Below are 18233 nucleotides of genomic sequence, written 5' to 3'. Positions count from 1 at the left end.
ATACAGTCGGGTCACGACTGATGTCACGTGCGGCACCCCATCCCCCTACGCCCCTCGGGAGGTGACCCGCTCGCCGCGCCAGGGGAGCTGCGGATCCAACCCCTGCAGGGTTGGTCTTTGCCCCTGCTGAGCGATCCTGCCTTTGCCGATCTTCAGCCGCTGCTGCAGCGCTCACTGCTGCTGCGCCAGCCGGAGCGCCTGCTGAGTGCCCTCGTGCAGCGGCCGCCTCTGGCCCCTGAAGTGCTGGTGGCCTACGTGGCGGCTGATTGCATGCTGGGGCTGAGCGTGGTGCGGCGCCTCAACCGCAGCGGCAGCTGCTGGGGCGTGGAGGCCCTGCGGGTGGCACGCAGCGCTCTGCAGCGGCCAGGCAGCCTCTGCGGCCAGGAGATCCAGGCGGCGCTGCTGCGCGAGGCGCTGCACCGCTGCAGCGGTGCGGCCAGCTGGATCGCCCGCTGCGACAGCACCGACACCGACCGGTTGGCGCTGTTGCGGGAGCAGGGCTTTCAGCCGCTGCGGCACGAACTCTCCTGGTTGTGGAGCGCACCGGCCGAGCCGGGTCCGGCGCTGCCCCCCCCCGGCGACCTCCAGCTGCGGCCCCTGAACCGGCGCACCGCCGGTCTGCTGCTGCACCTGGAGCAGGCCGCCTGCCCGGCGCTGCTGCGCCAGCTGCTCGACCGACGGATGGAGGATCTGCTGGATCAGAGCAGCGGCCCCGGCGCCCTCTGGCTCGACCCCAGTCGTCAACAGGCGGTGGCTGGCGTGCGCCGGCTGCACCACCAGGGCCACGGCCCAGTGGACGTGCAGCTCACCTTGCATCCCGGTTGGTCGCGGCTGCATGGCCCGGCGCTGGAGCAGCTGCTGATCCAGGCGGTGGCCAGTGATCCGGTGGTGCGCCTGTGCAGCGATGCCGGCGATGCGGAGCGCTGTGCCTGGTTGCGCAGCATCGGCGCCAGCCCGGAAGGCGAGCGTCTGTTGATGGCCCGCAGCGTGTGGCGGCGCCATGAGCAGATCAGCAGCCGCGCCGCCAACTGGCGCCTTGACACCGTGCTCGACCCTTTCAAGCCGCGCCGCCGCACGGTGCCCACCCCCGCTGGGCCCTCGGCGCTCACGCCCGCCGCCCGGCCATCTCGCTCGCAGAGCGCCTGCTCCAGCGCGCTGTCCGCCGCCCGGTGAGCACTACCCCCGCTGCGCCGCAACGTACCAGGCCACCGCAGCCCCGCTCTGTGTTGGCTGTGGATGTGGGCCGGCGCCGCATCGGCCTGGCGGGCTGTGATCCGCTCGGTCTCACGGTCACACCCCTGCCGGCGCTCGCGCGCGGCATTTACGCCCACGACCTCGACATCCTGCGCGCCCTCAGCTTGAGCCGGCGGGTGGTGGCCCTGGTGGTGGGCCTGCCGCTCGACAGCCGTCAGCAGCCCACGCCCCAGGCCGTCCACTGCCGCCGCTACGGCGAACGGCTGGCCCGCCACCTGAACCTGCCACTGGCCTGGGTGAATGAGCACGGCAGCAGCTGGGAAGCGGGCGAACGCCACCGCCTGCACGGTGACCGCAGCGGCGCCCTCGACAGCGCCGCTGCGGCACTGTTGCTGGAGCAATGGTTGCGGGAAGGTGATGAGCCGGTGACCTTGGCGACCCCGCATACGGACACCAGGCCGACGCTGCGACATTCTGAGAGGGTCTGACTCCCCCTCTATGAGTGCCGAAGGCCCCTCGATCACAGGATCCGGTGACGTGCCCACGGTTCTCGTCCGTGACGACCACGACCGCCAGCTGCTCTGTTTCCTCGAACAACTGATTCCACTGGATGGGCAGGATTACGCCCTGCTCACCCCAGTCGACACCCCGGTCTGCCTGTTCCGGATGCAAGGAGACGACGAACCGGAGCCGATCGAAACCCTCGATGCCACCGAGCCGATCCTCTCGGTGGCCGATGTGGTGCTGCAGGAGCACGACCTCACCTTGGTGCGTTCTGCCGTCACGCTCACGGTGAGCGGTGAGCTGGAGGAGCCTGATCCAGAGGATCTCGACGACGAAGAGGGCGACGACGACGACGACACCGACACCTACGAGCTGCTCGTCAGCTTCATGGTCGAAGACCAGGAGTACGGCCTGTACATCCCGCTGGATCCCTTCTTCGTGGTGGCCCGCATGCAGAACGGCGAAGCCGTGCTGGTGGAAGGCGAGGAATTCGACCGTGTGCAGCCCAGAATCGAGGCCGAACTCGACGATCGGGAGAGCGCTGGGTGACCTCCCGCCACCTGCTGCAACCCGATTGGGAGCTGCAAACCAGCCTGGCCGGGCTGCCCCTGCAGCGCCTGCTCGACCAGAACATCAAGGCGCTGGTGCTGGATGTGGATCGCACCCTCATCCCGCGCCGGCAGTCGCAGTTGCCGCCTGCGGTGGAGCAGTGGCTGATTCTGGCGAAGCCGCACCTGCGCATTCACCTGTTCAGCAACAACCCCTCCCGGCGCCGCATCGGTGCGGTGGCCGATCAGCTCGATCTGCCCTACACCATTTCGGCGGGCAAGCCCCGCCGCAGCACCCTGCGGCGGGTGCTGGCCGAACTGGATCTGCCGCCGCGGCAGGTGGCGGTGGTGGGTGATCGCCTCTTCACCGATGTGCTGGTCGGCAACCGGCTCGGCCTGTTCACGGTGCTGGCCAAGCCGGTGGATGTGCACGGGATGCCTTGCCGCGTTGATCATCTGCAACGGCTGGAAGTGCGGCTGGCGCGGCTGGTGGGAGCGGATCTGAAGGGATGACGCGGCGTGTGATCAAGGTGGGCACCAGCCTGCTGCGGGGGGCGGCCGATCGCGACACCGCCTGCGTGATCGCCGATCTGGCGGCCAGCCTCAGCCAGCAGCGCCGCCGTGGCGATCAGGTCACCCTGGTGACCAGCGGCGCCGTGGGCCTGGGCTGCCATGCCCTGCAGCTGACGCAGCGCCCCACCGAAGTGGTGGCGTTGCAGGCGGCGGCGGCGGTGGGGCAGGGCCAGCTGATGGGGCTCTATGCCAAAGCCTTTGCGGCCCATGGCGTCTGCGTGGCCCAGGTGCTGCTCACCCGCGGCGACCTCGCCTCGCGCCGCCGCTACCAGAACGGCTGCCGCACCCTCGAGCACCTGCTGGGCTGGGGCGTGATCCCGATCGTGAACGAAAACGACACCCTGGCCACCGACGAACTGCGTTTCGGCGACAACGACACCCTCTCCGCGCTGGTGGCGGTGGCGATCGGCGCGGAGGAACTGGTGCTGCTCACCGATGTCGACCGGCTCTATTCCGGGGATCCCCGCAGCGATGCCAACGTCGAACCGATCGAAGAGGTGCGCGACCTCCAGGAGCTGGCCCGGCTCAGCGGCGTGGCCAGCGGCGGCGGGCGCTGGGGAACCGGCGGCATGACCACCAAGCTGACCGCCGCCCGCATCGCCACCTCCAGCGGGGTGCGGGTGCGGCTGGCCGATGGCCGCGATCCGAGCGTGCTGGACGCCCTGGTGGCCGGCGACAAGGTGGGAACCGTGTTTCAACCGAGCCGCCAGCCCCTGGCCGATCGCAAGGGCTGGATGGCCCACGCCCTGCTGCCCAAGGGGGATCTGGTGATCGATGCCGGTGCCCAGCAGGCGCTGGTGGAGCGCGGTGCCTCGCTGCTGGCCGTGGGAATCCGCGCCGTGGAGGGCCACTTCGGGCGCCAGGACGCGGTGCGGCTGGTGTCGCTTCAGGGAGAGGAGATCGGCCGGGGCCTCTGCGCCTTGAGCAGCGAGGAGGTGCGGCAGGTGCTGGGCCTCAGCAGCAGCGCCGTGCAGCGGGAGCTGCAGCAGCCGGCGGGAGCAGCGGTGGTGCATCGAGATCATCTGGTACTCACGGCCCTGGCACCCGTCACCGACTGACCGCAAAGCAGGCCTACGATCCGGCCTCAGTTCGCGGCTCCGGCAGCATGCGCTTCAGCACCCTGCTGCTCCACCTCGCCCAGCAGGGCGTGCTCAACGACACCGCGCCGCGGCATCTCGCAGGCGACCCCGAACTGAGCGGGGCGGCCGCCGTGGACCAGGCCGCCACCGGCCAGCTTTCCTTTCTCATGCCTGGCCACCAGCTCAGTGCCGCCCTGGCCACCTGCTGCGCCTCGGCCCTGCTGCTGCCGCTCGACCCGGAACTGCAGCAATTGGCGCAGGAGCGGGGCCTGGCCTGGGTGGCCCTGAAGGATCCGCGGCTGGGGTTCGCCGAGGCCCTGGCGGCCCTGCATCCGCCCCGGCAATGGCCCGCCGGCATTCACCCGTCTGCCGTGATCGATCCGAGCGCCAGTGTCGGCGTTGGCGTGCATATCGCCGCCCATGTGGTGGTGGGGGCCGACTGCCTGGTGGGTGAGGGCTGCGTGCTCCATGCCGGCGTGGTGCTTTACCCCGACGTGCACCTGGCCGAAGGCTGTGAGGTGCATGCCAACGCGGTGCTTCATCCCGGCAGCCGCCTGGCGCGTGGCTGCGTGGTGCACTCCAACGCCGTGATCGGTTCGGAGGGGTTCGGCTTCGTGCCCACCGCCAATGGCTGGCGCAAGATGCCCCAGACAGGCCTGGTGGTGCTGGAGGAGCAGGTGGAAGTGGGCTGCGGTACCACCATCGATCGTCCCTCGGTGGGGGAAACGCGCATCGGCGCCGGCACCAAGATCGACAACCTCGTGCAGATCGGCCATGGCGTTGTCACCGGCAGGGGGTGTGCGCTGGCGGCCCAGGTGGGCATCGCCGGCGGTGCCCGCCTCGGCAATGGCGTGATCCTGGCGGGCCAGGTGGGTGTGGCCAACCGCACCACGATCGGTGATCGGGCGATCGCTTCGTCCAAGTCGGGCTTGCATGGCGACATCGCCGCCGGCGAGGTGGTGAGCGGCTACCCAGCGATCCCGAACCGGCTGTGGCTGCGCTGCTCGGCGGCCTTCAGCAAGCTGCCGGAGCTGGCCCGCAGCGTGCGCCAGCTCAAGGCCGCCGCAAGCGATCACTGAGGGCCCTGCGCCGGCGTCTGCAGCTGAGCCGGTAATCTCGCCAGTTGGCCCCGCCGCCTCGGCTGAACCCATGACCACGTACCGGATCACCCTTCTGCCCGGCGACGGCATCGGTCCGGAGATCACGGCGGTGGCCAGGCGGCTGCTGGAGGCGGTGAGCGCCAGCCACGGCTTTTCGCTCAGCTTCGACGAACAGCCGGTGGGGGGGGCGGCGATCGATGCCTGCGGGGTGCCCCTACCGGAGCGCACGCTCGAGACCTGCCGCCAGAGCGATGCGGTGCTGCTGGCAGCGATCGGCGGCCCCCGCTACGACGCTCTGCCGCGCGAGCAGCGCCCCGAAAGCGGTCTGCTGTCCCTCAGGGCCGGCCTCGGCCTGTTCGCCAACCTGCGCCCGGTGAAGATCATTCCGGCTCTGGCGGGCGCCAGCAGCCTCAAGCCCGAGGTGATCGAAGGCGTTGACCTGCTGGTGGTGCGCGAGCTCACCGGCGGCATCTACTTCGGCACCCCGAAAGGCCGGGTGGAAGCCGGTGGGCATGTGCGCGCCTTCAACACCATGGCCTACAGCGATTACGAGATCGATCGCATCGCCAAGGTGGCGTTCCAGCTGGCGGCCGAGCGCCGTGGGCGGCTGTGTTCGGTCGACAAGGCCAACGTGCTCGATGTGAGCCAGCTCTGGCGCGACCGGGTCACGGCGATGGCCGCCGACCATCCCGCCGTGGAGCTCAGCCATCTCTACGTCGATAACGCCGCCATGCAGCTGGTGCGGTGGCCGAAGCAGTTCGATGTGCTGCTCACTGGCAACCTCTTCGGCGACATCCTCAGCGACGAAGCCGCCATGCTCACCGGCAGCATCGGCATGTTGCCGTCCGCCTCCCTCGGCAGCGATGGGCCAGGTTTATTCGAGCCGGTGCACGGCTCAGCGCCCGACATTGCCGGCCAGAACGTGGCCAATCCGATGGCGATGGTGCTGTCGGCCGCCATGCTGCTGCGGGTGGGTCTGCAGCGGCCTGAGGCCGCCGATGCCCTGGAGCGTGCGGTGGACAGGGTGCTGGCGGCGGGCTGCCGCACCGCCGACCTGATCGGTGAGGCCGGCCTGGCCGCTGGCTGCACGCAGCTGGGTTGCGCCGCAATCGGTGATCGGCTGCTGGAAGCCCTCTGACCGGCGACCTGCCAAACTCACAGCCTCGTTTCTCCCCCGCTGCACCGATGTCCAAACGTCACCCGGTCGTGGCTGTCACCGGTTCCTCGGGCGCAGGCACCAGCACGGTCAAGCGCGCCTTTGAGCACATCTTCCAGCGGGAGGGCATCCAGCCCGTGGTGGTGGAGGGCGACAGCTTCCACCGCTTCGAGCGCGGCCCGATGAAGGAGGAGATGGCCAAGGCCCAGGCCAACGGCATCAACTTTTCCCACTTCGGTCCGGAAGCCAACCTCTTCGACCAATTGGAGGATCTGTTCCGGGCCTACGGCGAATCCGGCAACGGCCAGAAGCGCTACTACCTGCACTCGGTCGAGGAGGCCGCCGAGCACAACGCCCGGCTCGGCACCCAGCTGGAACCCGGTCAGTTCACCCCCTGGGAAGAGATCCCCACCGGCACCGATCTGCTGTTCTACGAAGGCCTGCATGGCGGTGTGGAAGGGGATGGCTACGACGTGGCCTCGCTGGTCGACCTGCTGATCGGCGTGGTGCCGATCGCCAACCTGGAATGGATCCAGAAGATCAGCCGTGACAACGCTGAGCGGGGCTACTCCGCCGAAACGATCGTGGACACGATCCTGCGGCGCATGCCCGACTACATCAACCACATCTGCCCCCAGTTCAGCCGCACCGACATCAACTTCCAGCGGGTGCCCACGGTGGATACCTCCAACCCGTTCATCTGCCGCAACATCCCCACCCCCGACGAAAGCTTCGTGATCATTCACTTCCGCAAGGGAGCGCGGGAGAAGTGGGGGATCGATTTCTCCTACCTGCTGCGGATGATCAACGGCTCCTTCATGTCAAGCCCCACGAGCATCGTGGTGAACGGCGGCAAGATGGGCTTTGCCATGGAGCTGATCCTCACGCCGATCATCCACCGGATGATCGAAGATAAGAAGAGCCTCTTCTGACCGCTTAGGCTGCCCCTGACGATCGCGCCGGGGGAGGACGATTTCCATCGCCACATCTCCTGATTCCCCATCCGGTTCCCTCCCCCCGTCCTTCGTGATTCGCGGGGCCGGCAGCGCGGCCAACCATTCCATGCGCTGGGATCGGATCAACAGCGGCGATGTGCTGCGGCGGGCCCGTCAGGTGTATTTCCACTACTGCGAACACGTCCCCGGCGGTAGCGAACCGCTGGGAATCGTCCTGCAGGAGGCCACCGATCAGGGCCGGGTGGTGTTCGAAGCCCCGGTGCTCCTCCCGGAGGAGCGGTTCATTCCGCTGGAGATGATTGGCGGGCGGGGCGCACGCTCCCGCAACACCCGACGCCCATGACTCCCATCAGCATCGAACCGATCGCCGTGTTGGCTGCCCTGCTCGGCGCCTGCGTCGGCAGTTTTCTGAACGTGGTGGCCTGGCGACTGCCGCGCCGCGAGTCGATCGTTTCGCCCCCCAGCCACTGCCCCCACTGCGGCGCCACGCTGGCCTGGCACGAAAACCTTCCGGTGCTGGGCTGGCTGTGGCTGCGGGGCCGCTGCAACCACTGCAACGCTCCGATTTCCCCCCGTTACCCCCTGGTGGAACTGCTCACCGCCGGGCTCTGGGTGGCGGTCGTGCTGGCCCGCCCCACCGCCATGGGCGCGCCGCCGTTCTGGTTGCTGCTGATGGCCGGCTGGGCCTTGATCAGCCTGCTGATTCCCCTGGTGCTGATCGATGCCGATCAGCTGTGGCTGCCTGAGCCGCTCTGTCGCTGGGGACTGGTGGGGGGTCTGGTCGTCACCGCCCTGCTGGGAATCAGTCAGTCGGAGGCGGTTGCCCGCCAGCTGCTGGTGAACCATCTGCTCGCTGCAGCCGTGGGCTTGCTCGCGTTCGAAGGGCTCAGCGCCTCGGGCGAGAAGCTGCTTGGCCGCCCTGCCCTTGGCCTGGGCGACGCCAAGCTCACGGCCTTGCTGGGGGCCTGGCTCGGGCTGCAGGGCATGGGCCTGGCGGTGGCCCTGGCCGTGCTGGGCGGCGCCCTGCTGGGCTCGCTCGGCCGCCTCACCGGCCGGCTGGGTCCGCATCAGCCCTTTCCCTTCGGCCCCTTTCTGGCCTTCGGCGGCATCGCCGTGTGGTTAGCAGGGGAGGGCTGGTGGCTGCGCTGGTTCGGCGGCTGGCTCGGTTTCCAGAGCCTCTGAACGGCTTGCCACTGAGCAGCCCCGGAGCCGCTCCGGCAGCGGCGGCGTTTAATGGATCTCAGTCCCTGCGCCTGTCGTCTCTCCCGTGTCGCTGTTCGACTGGTTCGCCGATCGCCGCAAGGCTGTCCCGGTGGTGCGCACCCCCCAGGAACTCGACGAGGGCGACGGCCTCTGGAGCAAGTGCCCGGAATGCGGGCTGGTGGTCTACCGCAAAGACCTGATCGCCAATGCCAGTGTCTGCAGCGGCTGCGGCCACCATCTGCGGATCGACAGTGAAGCCCGGCTGCGGCTGATCGCCGATGAGGGCAGTTTCCAGGCCCTCGATACCGACCTTTCCCCCACCGATCCGCTCGCCTTCAAAGACCGACGCAGCTACGCCGATCGCCTGCGGGACACCCAGATCAGCACCGGACTGCGCGATGCGGTGATCACGGGCCTCTGCCGGATTGACGGCCTGCCGCTGGCGCTGGGCGTGATGGATTTCCGCTTCATGGGCGGTTCCATGGGCTCAGTGGTGGGCGAGAAGCTCACCCGCATGGTCGAGACCGCCACAGATCGCGGTTGGCCCGTCCTGATCGTGTGTGCCTCAGGCGGAGCCCGCATGCAGGAGGGGATGCTCAGCCTGATGCAGATGGCCAAGATTTCCGGCGCCCTGCAGCGTCACCGCCAGGCAGAGCTGCTCTACATCCCCCTGCTCACCCACCCCACCACCGGCGGTGTCACCGCCAGCTTCGCGATGCTGGGCGACCTGATCCTCGCCGAGCCCAAGGCCTTGATCGGCTTCGCCGGACGCCGGGTGATTGAGCAGACCCTGCGCGAAAAGTTGCCCGAAGGCTTCCAGACGGCGGAATATCTGCAGGAACACGGCTTTGTCGACCTGATCGTGCCACGCACGCGCTTCCGCTCCACGTTTGCAAGTCTGCTGCGGCTGCATGGCGTCACCCCCGCCGTAGCCGCCTGATGGCACGGCTTTCGCAGCAGAGTGATCAGCCGCTGGTGCAGTGCTGGTCTCTCCAGGAGACCGGCCACCGGATCTGGTCGCGCGCCAGCCGGATCGGGTCGTTGGCCCGGGCGAGGATCGCCGGCGGCAGGCGCCAGGGTGTCGTGGTAGTCGCCGTGCTGCTGCTGACGCTGCTTCCGGCGCTGTTGCTGCCGGCTCCCGGCCCTTCTGCGGGGGCGGCCCTGGCCGGTCCGGTCAGCTGGAAAGAGGTGCCCGCCACCGAAGAAGGGCGCCAGTGGTGGGATGAGGGCAGCCTGAGGCTGAGCCGTGATGGCTGGCTCTCGGTGCTGAGCCGCTTTCAGCCGGCCCCACCACCCGAAGCAGACGACTCCGGCAACGCCATCAAGGCCAAAGCGCGCCCCGGCCAGCTCTATGTGATGGACCTCGACTGCGGCCAGCGGCTTTACCGCGACACCGCCGTGAACGGCCTGCCCCGCTTCGGAGCCGACTGGCAACCCACCGGCGGCGACGCCCTGATCACCGCCGTGCTGGAGGAAGCCTGCGCCGCCGGCGCTCCACTGCTGGCCTCCCGATGACCTACTCCAACGGTGCGCCACTGCGGGTGGCGGTGGCAGGCCTTGGGTTCGGGGAAAAGGTGCACCTGCCGGCCCTGCGTGCCAGTGGTTCCACCGAACCGGTGGCGCTCTGGCACCCGCGCCGCGAGCGGGTGCAGCAGGCCGCCCGTGCCGCTGCACTGCCTGGCTTCACCGATTTCGGCGCCCTGTTGGCCGAGCCCGGCATCGAGGCGGTGGTGATCGCCACGCCGCCGGCGCCACGCTTCGACCTGGCGAAAGCGGCCCTCAACGCCGGTAAGCACCTGCTGCTCGAGAAACCCGTGGGGGTGTCGGCGGAGCAGGTGGAGGAGCTGCAGCGGCTGGCGATCCGCCAAGGGCTGCAGGTGGCGGTCAACTTCGAATACCGGGCGGTGCCGGTGTTTCAGCAGCTGGCTGCCCTGCTGGCGGCAGGCGTGATCGGCGATCCATGGCTGGTGAAGCTCGACTGGCTGATGAGCAGCCGCGCCGATGCCACTCGCCCCTGGAACTGGTATGCCCAACGCAGCGAGGGTGGTGGCGTGCTGGGAGCGCTGGGAACCCATGCCTTCGACATGCTGCACTGGCTGATCGGCCCCACCCGGGAGCTGCAGGGGGCACTCTCCACCGCCATCACTGCCCGACCCCTGCCCGATGGCAGCGGGCGCCAGGCTGCCGTGGACGCGGAAGACATCGCCCTGCTGCAGCTGGGCCTCGACGCAGGCCTTGTTGCCGGCAACAAGCGGCTGGTGCCGGCGCAGGTGAGCTTGGCGGCGGTGGCCCGGCAGGGACGCGGTTGCTGGCTTGAGTTTTACGGCAGCGAAGGCACGTTGGTGCTGGGCAGCGACAATCAAAGCGATTACGTGCATGGCTTCCATCTCTGGCGGGCAGGGCGAGGGGATGCGCTGCAGCCGGTGCCGGTTGATCCCGCTCTCGCCTTTTCCCGCACCTGGGCCGATGGACGGATCGCCCCGGTGGCGCGGCTGCACCGCTGGTGGGCCAACAGTGTGCGCACGGGGCGGCCGATGGTGCCAGGTTTAAGCGAGGGTTTTCGCAGTCAGCTCTGCTGCGATCTGGCCATCACCGCCGCCGATACCGGCCTGCGCCAGAGCGTGGCGGTGGGTTAAGGGCGATCAGCATCGCCTAGAGTCGCGCCCATCCCGCGTCAGGGTTTCGAAGCCGGTGGCCTGGTCTCTTGGTCCGCCTCCCCTCGTTCACTGCGCTGGCCCCCCGACGTGCCCACCCACACCCTCAGAGGTATTCCCCCATGGCCCTCGTTCCACTTCGGCTGCTGCTTGACCATGCCGCTGAGAACGGCTATGGCATCCCTGCCTTCAACGTCAACAACCTGGAGCAGGTCCAGTCGATCATGGAGGCTGCCTATGAAACCGACAGCCCGGTGATCCTGCAGGCGTCCCGCGGAGCCCGCCAGTACGCCGGCGAGATTTTCCTGCGTCACCTGATCATCGCCGCCACCGAAACCTATCCCGACATCCCGGTGGTGATGCACCAGGACCACGGCAACAGCCCCGCCACCTGCTTCGGTGCCGCCGCCAACGGCTTCACCTCCGTGATGATGGATGGCTCCCTGGAAGCTGACGCCAAAACCCCCGCCAGCTACGACTACAACGTGGCTGTCACCAAAGAAGTGGTGGATGTGGCCCATGCCATCGGCGTGAGCGTGGAAGGCGAGCTCGGTTGCCTCGGATCACTGGAAACCGGCAAGGGTGAAGCGGAAGACGGCCACGGTTTCGAAGGTGCCCTCTCCCGCGAACAGCTGCTCACCGATCCTGCCGAAGCCGCCGACTTTGTCACCAAAACCAAGGTGGATGCCCTGGCGATCGCCATCGGCACCAGCCACGGCGCCTACAAGTTCACCCGCAAGCCCACCGGCGAAGTGCTGGCCATTTCCCGCATCGCCGAAATTCACAAGGCGATCCCCAACACCCACCTGGTGATGCACGGCTCCAGCTCCGTTCCCCAGGAATGGCTTGACATGATCAACAAGTACGGCGGTGCCATTCCCGAAACCTATGGCGTGCCAGTTGAAGAGATTCAGAACGGCATCAAGAACGGCGTTCGCAAGGTGAACATCGACACCGATAACCGCCTGGCCTTCACCGCCGCTGTGCGTGAAGCCGCCTTCAAGGATCCCGCCAACTTCGACCCCCGCCACTTCAACAAGCCGGCCCGGGCCTACATGAAGAAGGTGTGCCTGGATCGCTACCAGCAGTTCTGGTGTGCCGGCCAGGCCAGCAAGATCAAGCAGCAGAACATCAACTACTACGCTGCTCTCTACGCCAAGGGCGCCCTAGATCCCAAAACCGCCGTGCCTGTCTGAACCCGGCCACTGACGGTCTGAACCGGCCACACCGGCCGGTCAAGCCGGTTGAGCCCAATCACCCCTGGTCAGTTGAGCGGGTTCGCTCATCCTGGCCACCACCACCCAGGGGCCATCGGCCCCTTTTTTATGCAGAGTGATTTCGCGCTCATTTCATTCGGGGCCGATGGCAGGCCCCTTTTTTATGCGACACCATCAGCGGGCTGGCGTCACAGCAGTCCGTCGAGGCCGGGAATCGCCAAAGGCAGAGAGAATTCCGGCAGTGATTCCGCTGGACTGGTGGTAGTTGGAGCCTCCTGGGTGAGCTTATTGAGGGCCGTGTTGAGATCCCGGTCCATCACGAAGCGGCGTCCGTCGGTCACTACCACCCGCACCAGTGTGGGCAGGCTGTTGTTGCCCGATTCCAGGTAGATCGGCTCGACGTAGAGCAGCCCATCCCCCACCGGCAGCACCAGCAGGTTGCCGCGCACAAGCCTGGCGCCAGCACGGTTCCAGAGGCCGAACTGGAAGCTGATCTGAGGATCTTGCTCCACCAATGCGGTGATCTGCTGCGGTCCGAGCAACAGCCGCTGTTGCGGAAACCGCACAAGGAAGAGTTCGCCGTAATGGGGAGGATCGTTGCGAGCGGCCAGCCAACCCACCAGGTTGGAGCGGCGCACGGGGGAGAAGGGAAGCAGCAGCACGAATTCCGGCCGGCTCTCCCCAGGCAATTGCAGGGTGGCGTGATAAGGCTGAACGGCCACGGTTTCGGAGCCATAGGTCTCAAGTGGCACCGCCCACACGTCGTCGCCGTTGTAGAAAGTGCGTGCATCGGTGACGTGATATCGGAGCAAGCGTTCTGACTGGATCTTGAACTGGTTGTTGGGCACCCGGATGTGGGCCAGCAGCGGCTCCGGCATGTCGGTGAGCGGGTGGAACAGTTCCGGGAAGGCCCGCTGCCAAGTGCGCAGCACCGGATCGTTCGGCTCGCTCACATAGAGCCAGAGCCGGCCATCCTGGGCATCCACCACGGCCTTGACAGCATTTCGGAAATAGCGGATGCCGTCACTGTTGGCATCGCTGTAGGGATAACTGCGGCTGGTGGTGTAACCATCAAGCATCCAATACTGATGGTGCTCTGCCTCGAATTCAGGCTCGTTATCCACCCTCACGGTAACGAGATAGGGCTCGCTCTCAAAGCGCAGAAAGGGTGCCAAGGCTTCAACACGTTCATTCACCTGGCGCCGCAGCAGCAACAGCGAGCGGGAGGTGAAGGAACCGGCCAACAGCACCCTCGGCTCGCGCAGATAGACCGCAGCCTTGAACCGTTGCCAGGCGTTGGTCAGCGGAATGCCACGCTCGCCGTCGTAGTGGGTGAAGACGTTGAGTTCTCCATCAGGAAAATCGAACTCCTGCACCTTTGTGGGCGCGATCGCATAAGGCGCCGGGCCAGAGGCGAAGTACAGGCGTGGCCGGCCCACCGGAAAGGCGGCCTGCGCTTCGGCGTCCTTGATGCCCAGCTGGGGGATGCCCTGCACCCGCTCACTGCGGCCGAGATCCTTCACGAAGAACAACGGCAACCCGTCGGCGCCGAAGGCATTCACCGGTGACACCGTGAAGCCGTAGCCATGGGTGAACACCAGATGCCGGTTGAGCCAGGTGCGTGACCCCTCAGGCAGCGCGCTGCTGTCGAGTTCCCGGGCGGAGATCAGCACCTGCTGAGAGGTCTGATCCTCGCCGGGGGCCGAGAGGTCATAGCGGTCGACGGCCGCTGAAGGGAAGTTGTAATAGAGGCGAAGCTGCTGCAACTGGCGGTTGGCCGCCAGCAAGGGTCCGCTGTCCCACAGGCGGATGTTCGCGAGGGTGCCCGGCGCGCCGACGAGGTCGTCGGCGGTGATCCGTTGCAGGGGCTCCAGAATTGAATCGCGCACATCTTCGAGACCGAAGGCGCGGCGGGTGGCGCGGATGCTGCGCTCGATGTAGGGCGTTTCCACCTCCAGCTCCCGCGGCTGCACCCACAAGCTCTGGACCTGGGGGGCTACCAGGTATTCGGCCACCGGCAGCAGCAGGGCCGTGGCCAGCAGGGGAATCACCACCAGGCGCCGCAACCAGCTGCGCCGCACCGGCAGGGCCAGGCCGAGCGACGCCAGCAGCAGCAGCAGGGCCAGCAGCAGACGGATCGGCAGGCGCACGTGCAGGTCGACGAAGCCGGCGCCAGCAGCCACACCACTCCCTTGGACCATCAACGCAAACGGGGACAGCGCATTGGTCAAAGAGGCCAGGGCGGCTAGCACGGCGATCTGCGGCTTGAGCACCCCTTGCTGTTCGCGGCTCAGGCCCACGAAGCGCAGGTCGCTGAGGCTGGATCCCTCGGTGAAACTGACCCAGAGGCAGCCAGCAAGCCCCACCAGTAACTGCGCGATCAGCACGCTGAGCAGCAGTTGCAGTGCCGGCAGCCGCAGCACTGTGAAGCTGAGGTCGAAATGGGTGAGCGGATCGGCTTCACCGAAGGGCACCGCCAGCAGCGCCGGCAACCACAGGCTCCAGCCGCGGGCCAGGGCGGTGGCCGATCCCGCCAGCGCCGCCGCCAGCACCACCCGCAGCACCGGCAAGGGCCGCAGCAACAGCAACAGGCCGAGCACGGCGGCCAGCAGCGCCACCCAAGTGGGCGAGAGGCCGGCCAGTGCTGAGAGGCCGCTGACCACATCGCTGTCGAAGGGATCAGAAATCAGGCCGCGGGCCTGGACGAACAGAAAGAGGAGTCCTGTGCTGAGCAGCAACAGCAGCACCAGCAGCGTGCAGGCCAGGGCGAGGGGGCCCATCCGCAGCAAGGCCTGGCGTGGCAACGGCTTGGCTGGCGCCTCGCTGCGCAGCCGCCAGCAGCGGTGCAGTTGTTGCAGCTGGAGGGGAATGCCCACCCCCATCACCAGCAGAAAACCCAGCAGTTGCAGCATCCAGCGGCGCAACAGCACCTGCTGAAAGTCGAACTGGGAATACCACGACCACTCGACGCTCAGCCGCGACACCACCAGCACGCCCAAGGCGAGCAGGGGCACGAAGATCAGCCCCGCCAGCAGCGGTGGCTTCAGGCGGGAGAAACGGTGGGGCACGGGCAGAGGCTAAACAGGCATCGGCCGCTGACAAGCCTGTGGCCTGAATGGGGTTCCAGGCACACCCAAATACCCGACTTCAGAGATCGGATATATCTGGGTCGGCTGTGCACCGCTGCTAGCTTTCGTTCCATCGCTGCAGTGAGCCTGTGACGGCCACCCTCTCTCGTGCCACCTTCACGGGGCTGCGCTGCAAGGAATGCGGCCACCCCTACGACGCCGGTGCCCGCCACGTCTGCGAAGACGTCTGCTTCGGGCCTTTGGAAGTCGTCTACGACTACGACGCCATCCGCGCCCGGGTCACCCGGGCGACGATCGAAGCGGGCCCGGCCTCGATCTGGCGTTACCGCGAATTCCTGCCCGTTCAGGGCGACCCCATCGATGTGGGCACCGGCTTCACGCCCCTGGTGCGGGCCAACCGGCTGGCGCGGCGCCTCGGCCTCAAGCACCTCTACATCAAGAACGACGGCGTCAACATGCCCACCCTGTCCTTCAAGGACCGGGTGGTGTCGGTGGCCCTCACCCGCGCCCGTGAGCTGGGCTTCACCACGGTGAGCTGCGCCAGCACCGGCAATCTGGCCAACTCCACCGCCGCCATCGCCGCCCATGCGGGCCTCGAATGCTGTGTGTTCATCCCCGCCGATCTGGAGCTGGGCAAGGTGCTCGGCACTTTGATCTACAACCCCACCCTGATGGCGGTGAAGGGCAACTACGACCAGGTCAACAGGCTCTGTTCGGAAGTGGCCAACACCTACGGCTGGGGCTTCGTGAACATCAACCTGCGCCCTTACTACTCGGAAGGCTCCAAAACGCTCGGCTACGAGGTGATCGAGCAACTGGGCTGGCAACTGCCCGACCACATCGTGGCGCCGCTGGCTTCCGGCTCCCTCTTCACCAAGATCCGCAAGGGCTTCGACGAATTCATCAAGGTGGGCCTCGTCGACGACAAGCCGGTGCGCTTCAGCGGCGCCCAGGCGGAAGGCTGCTCACCGATCGCCCAGGCCTTCGAGGCGGGCCGTGATTTCATCACCCCGGTGAAGCCCGACACCATCGCCAAATCGATCGCCATCGGTAATCCCGCCGACGGCCCCTATGCCCTCGACATCGCCCGTCGCACCGGCGGCACCATCGCCTCCGTCACCGACGAGGAAATCGTGGCCGGCATCCAGCTGCTGGCCGAAACCGAGGGCGTGTTCACCGAAACGGCCGGTGGCACCACCATCGCCGTGCTCAAGAAGCTCGCCGAGCAGGGCAAGATCGATCCCGAGGAAACCACCGTCGCCTACATCACCGGCAACGGGCTCAAAACCCTTGAGGCCATCAGTGGGGTGGTGGGCGAGCCCCACACCATCGAACCCCAGCTCAGCAGCTTCAATGCCGCCTGGGAGCGGGCCCAATCGCTGCATCGCGCCACCTGGGAGCCGATGGGGGTCTGACCCCCGCCCACCGTCTTTCCACCGCCTTCCCACCGTCTGAGCGGCATTCCCGTTACGCCTTCTCCGGCGTTCCCGATTCTTTTTCCCCCTTTCCCTTCCCCCATGGCCATTCAGGTCCTGATTCCCACCCCGCTGCAGAAGTACACCGCTGATCAGGCCAGCGTGGAATTGGAGGCGTCCAGCGTGGATGGCCTGCTGCAGGCCCTTGACAGCCAGTTCCCCGGCATCAAGGCGCGCCTCACCGATGAACAAGGCAAGCTGCGCCGCTTCCTCAATGTCTACGTGAACAGCGAAGACATCCGCTTCCTTGACAATCAGGCCACCGCCTTGAGCGATGGCGATGAAGTGAGCATCGTGCCGGCCGTGGCTGGTGGCTGAGGCCAACGCCTGTTGAAATGGTGTCAGCGGCGGCCACCCCCCGGCTCCAGGCTTGCGTCAATAGGCTCACCGATACCATCCCGCGGCTGGATCCATGACCCAGACCAAGCCAGCACCCGCCGCTCCACCGAGCAGCCCCGGCCTGCCTTGCGCTGCGGCGCCGAGCAGCCCAAGCCCCACCGCCCAGCTGTTCGACTACAGACAGGCGGCCAACCCGATCCGCCACGGGCTCACCGAACCGATCCCCGACCATCGCTGGGGCCCTGAACTCCACGCCAGCGGCCCCACGGCTGTGCTGCCCCTTGATCTGAGCGGGGCCCTGGGCTGCAGCGGTCCGGCCACCAGCCCGGCCCTTTCTGCCAATTTCATTCGCCTGCTGGCCGGGGAATCGATCAAGGCCGGCGCCAATGCCACCAGCCTGCTCTTTTACGTGCTCCACGGCGAAGGCCGCTGCCAGCGGGAGGGCAACGCCATCGCCCCGGCCTTCAGCCAGCACTGGAGCCAAGGCGACCTGTTCGTGCTGCCGGCAGGAGCTGAGCCCCAGCTGGATGCCACTGCCGGCAGCGTTCTGTATTGGGTGCACGACGGCCCGCTGCTCAGCCATCTGGGTGTGAGTGCCGATCAGGCCCGCTTCGAGGCCACCTACTACCCGGGCAGCTGGCTGCGCCAGGAGCTGGACCTGCTGGCTGCCGACCCCAGCAGCGCCCGCAGCAACCGGCTCAGCCTGTTGCTGGCCAACACCGCTCTGCCGGCCAGCCGCACCATCACCCACACCCTCTGGGCGATGTACGGCATGGTGCCGGCCGGTGCGGTCCAGCCGCCGCACCGGCACCAGTCGGTGGCCCTGGATCTGGTGATCGATTGCGACCCCGGTTGCGCCACGCTCTCGGGCAGCGAGCTCAATGCCGACGGCACGATCCGCAATCCGGTGCGGATGGAGTGGGAGCCGGGCGCCGCCTTCGTGACCCCGCCGGGCCAGTGGCATTCCCACGTGAACGAAAGCGGCCGCACCGCACTGTTGCTGCCCATCCAGGACGCCGGCCTGCACACCTACCTGCGCAGCCTCGACATCCGCTTCACCTGAGCGCCTGATTGACCTGATCGCCGGGTTCGACGCATCCCCTGGTTCGACTCATTCGACTGGTTTGATCGGGTGCTTAGCCCCCC

At 67.4% G+C, this 18233-nt stretch carries 18 protein-coding genes; 17 read left to right on the top strand and 1 reads right to left on the bottom strand.

All coding sequences use genetic code 11. The features are described from left to right. Positions 1–27: 27 nt before the first annotated feature. From KBY97_RS00815 to fba, 14 genes are all read left to right on the top strand, one after another. Positions 28–1173: a hypothetical protein gene (locus tag KBY97_RS00815; protein ID WP_255144749.1), complete on the top strand. Its 1146-nt coding sequence runs from the start codon at positions 28–30 to the stop codon at positions 1171–1173. A 50-nt stretch (positions 1174–1223) separates the two neighbouring features. Next, positions 1224–1682 carry a Holliday junction resolvase RuvX gene (gene ruvX / locus KBY97_RS00810; protein WP_255144950.1) on the top strand — a complete coding sequence of 153 codons (459 nt, stop codon included), beginning with the start codon at positions 1224–1226 and terminating at the stop codon, positions 1680–1682. Positions 1683–1692: 10 nt separating this feature from the next. Further along, positions 1693–2247, top strand: coding sequence for a DUF3727 domain-containing protein (locus tag KBY97_RS00805; protein ID WP_255144748.1), 555 nt, complete (start codon positions 1693–1695; stop codon positions 2245–2247). Then, entirely contained in the window at positions 2244–2759 is a 516-nt protein-coding gene (locus KBY97_RS00800; protein ID WP_255144747.1) for a YqeG family HAD IIIA-type phosphatase, read from the top strand. The genes KBY97_RS00805 and KBY97_RS00800 overlap by 4 nt, the downstream gene beginning before the upstream one ends. Beyond that, the gene (gene proB, locus KBY97_RS00795) at positions 2756–3877 is read left to right on the top strand and encodes a glutamate 5-kinase (RefSeq protein WP_255144746.1); all 1122 of its coding nucleotides are present in this window, start codon (positions 2756–2758) and stop codon (positions 3875–3877) included. The genes KBY97_RS00800 and proB overlap by 4 nt, the downstream gene beginning before the upstream one ends. A gap of 47 nt (positions 3878–3924) precedes the next feature. Beyond that, positions 3925–4977, top strand: coding sequence for a UDP-3-O-(3-hydroxymyristoyl)glucosamine N-acyltransferase (lpxD, locus tag KBY97_RS00790; protein WP_255144745.1), 1053 nt, complete (start codon positions 3925–3927; stop codon positions 4975–4977). 70 nt (positions 4978–5047) lie between these two features. Further along, on the top strand, positions 5048–6136 hold the full coding sequence (leuB, locus tag KBY97_RS00785; protein WP_255144744.1) for a 3-isopropylmalate dehydrogenase: 1089 nt from the start codon (positions 5048–5050) through the stop codon (positions 6134–6136). 47 nt (positions 6137–6183) lie between these two features. After that, positions 6184–7086, top strand: a complete 903-nt coding sequence (locus KBY97_RS00780) for a phosphoribulokinase (protein WP_255144743.1) — start codon at positions 6184–6186, stop codon at positions 7084–7086. A gap of 94 nt (positions 7087–7180) precedes the next feature. Next, complete coding sequence (locus KBY97_RS00775) at positions 7181–7453, top strand: hypothetical protein (RefSeq protein ID WP_255144742.1); 273 nt, start codon at positions 7181–7183, stop codon at positions 7451–7453. Continuing rightward, positions 7450–8292 carry an A24 family peptidase gene (locus KBY97_RS00770; protein ID WP_255144741.1) on the top strand — a complete coding sequence of 281 codons (843 nt, stop codon included), beginning with the start codon at positions 7450–7452 and terminating at the stop codon, positions 8290–8292. Before KBY97_RS00775 ends, KBY97_RS00770 begins: the two co-directional genes overlap by 4 nt. Positions 8293–8377: 85 nt before the next feature. Continuing rightward, positions 8378–9253, top strand: a complete 876-nt coding sequence (gene accD / locus KBY97_RS00765) for an acetyl-CoA carboxylase, carboxyltransferase subunit beta (RefSeq protein ID WP_255144740.1) — start codon at positions 8378–8380, stop codon at positions 9251–9253. Further along, complete coding sequence (locus tag KBY97_RS00760) at positions 9253–9828, top strand: hypothetical protein (RefSeq protein WP_399217050.1); 576 nt, start codon at positions 9253–9255, stop codon at positions 9826–9828. The genes accD and KBY97_RS00760 overlap by 1 nt, the downstream gene beginning before the upstream one ends. Next, positions 9825–10949, top strand: a complete 1125-nt coding sequence (locus KBY97_RS00755) for a Gfo/Idh/MocA family protein (RefSeq protein WP_255144738.1) — start codon at positions 9825–9827, stop codon at positions 10947–10949. The genes KBY97_RS00760 and KBY97_RS00755 overlap by 4 nt, the downstream gene beginning before the upstream one ends. Before the next feature lie 140 nt (positions 10950–11089). Further along, positions 11090–12163 carry a class II fructose-bisphosphate aldolase gene (gene fba, locus KBY97_RS00750; RefSeq protein ID WP_255144737.1) on the top strand — a complete coding sequence of 358 codons (1074 nt, stop codon included), beginning with the start codon at positions 11090–11092 and terminating at the stop codon, positions 12161–12163. 209 nt (positions 12164–12372) lie between these two features. Here the strand turns inward: fba and KBY97_RS00745 are convergent, their stop codons facing one another. Then, positions 12373–15252, bottom strand: a complete 2880-nt coding sequence (locus KBY97_RS00745) for a UPF0182 family protein (RefSeq protein WP_315857125.1) — start codon at positions 15250–15252, stop codon at positions 12373–12375. 149 nt (positions 15253–15401) lie between these two features. Between KBY97_RS00745 and thrC the strand changes: the two genes are divergently transcribed. From thrC to KBY97_RS00730, 3 genes are all read left to right on the top strand, one after another. After that, positions 15402–16688 (top strand): threonine synthase, encoded by a 1287-nt coding sequence (gene thrC / locus KBY97_RS00740; protein WP_255144736.1) that lies wholly within the window; start codon positions 15402–15404, stop codon positions 16686–16688. A gap of 102 nt (positions 16689–16790) precedes the next feature. Next, complete coding sequence (locus KBY97_RS00735; protein WP_255144735.1) at positions 16791–17066, top strand: MoaD/ThiS family protein; 276 nt, start codon at positions 16791–16793, stop codon at positions 17064–17066. 94 nt (positions 17067–17160) lie between these two features. Then, complete coding sequence (locus tag KBY97_RS00730; protein ID WP_255144733.1) at positions 17161–18150, top strand: cupin; 990 nt, start codon at positions 17161–17163, stop codon at positions 18148–18150. Positions 18151–18233 lie beyond the last annotated feature (83 nt).

The sequence above is a fragment of the Synechococcus sp. ATX 2A4 genome, from assembly GCF_024346375.1.
Classification (GTDB): Bacteria; Cyanobacteriota; Cyanobacteriia; order PCC-6307; family Cyanobiaceae; genus MW101C3.
The sequence above is the reverse complement of the archived record's forward strand: the minus strand, read 5'-3'. Positions and strand labels throughout refer to the sequence as shown.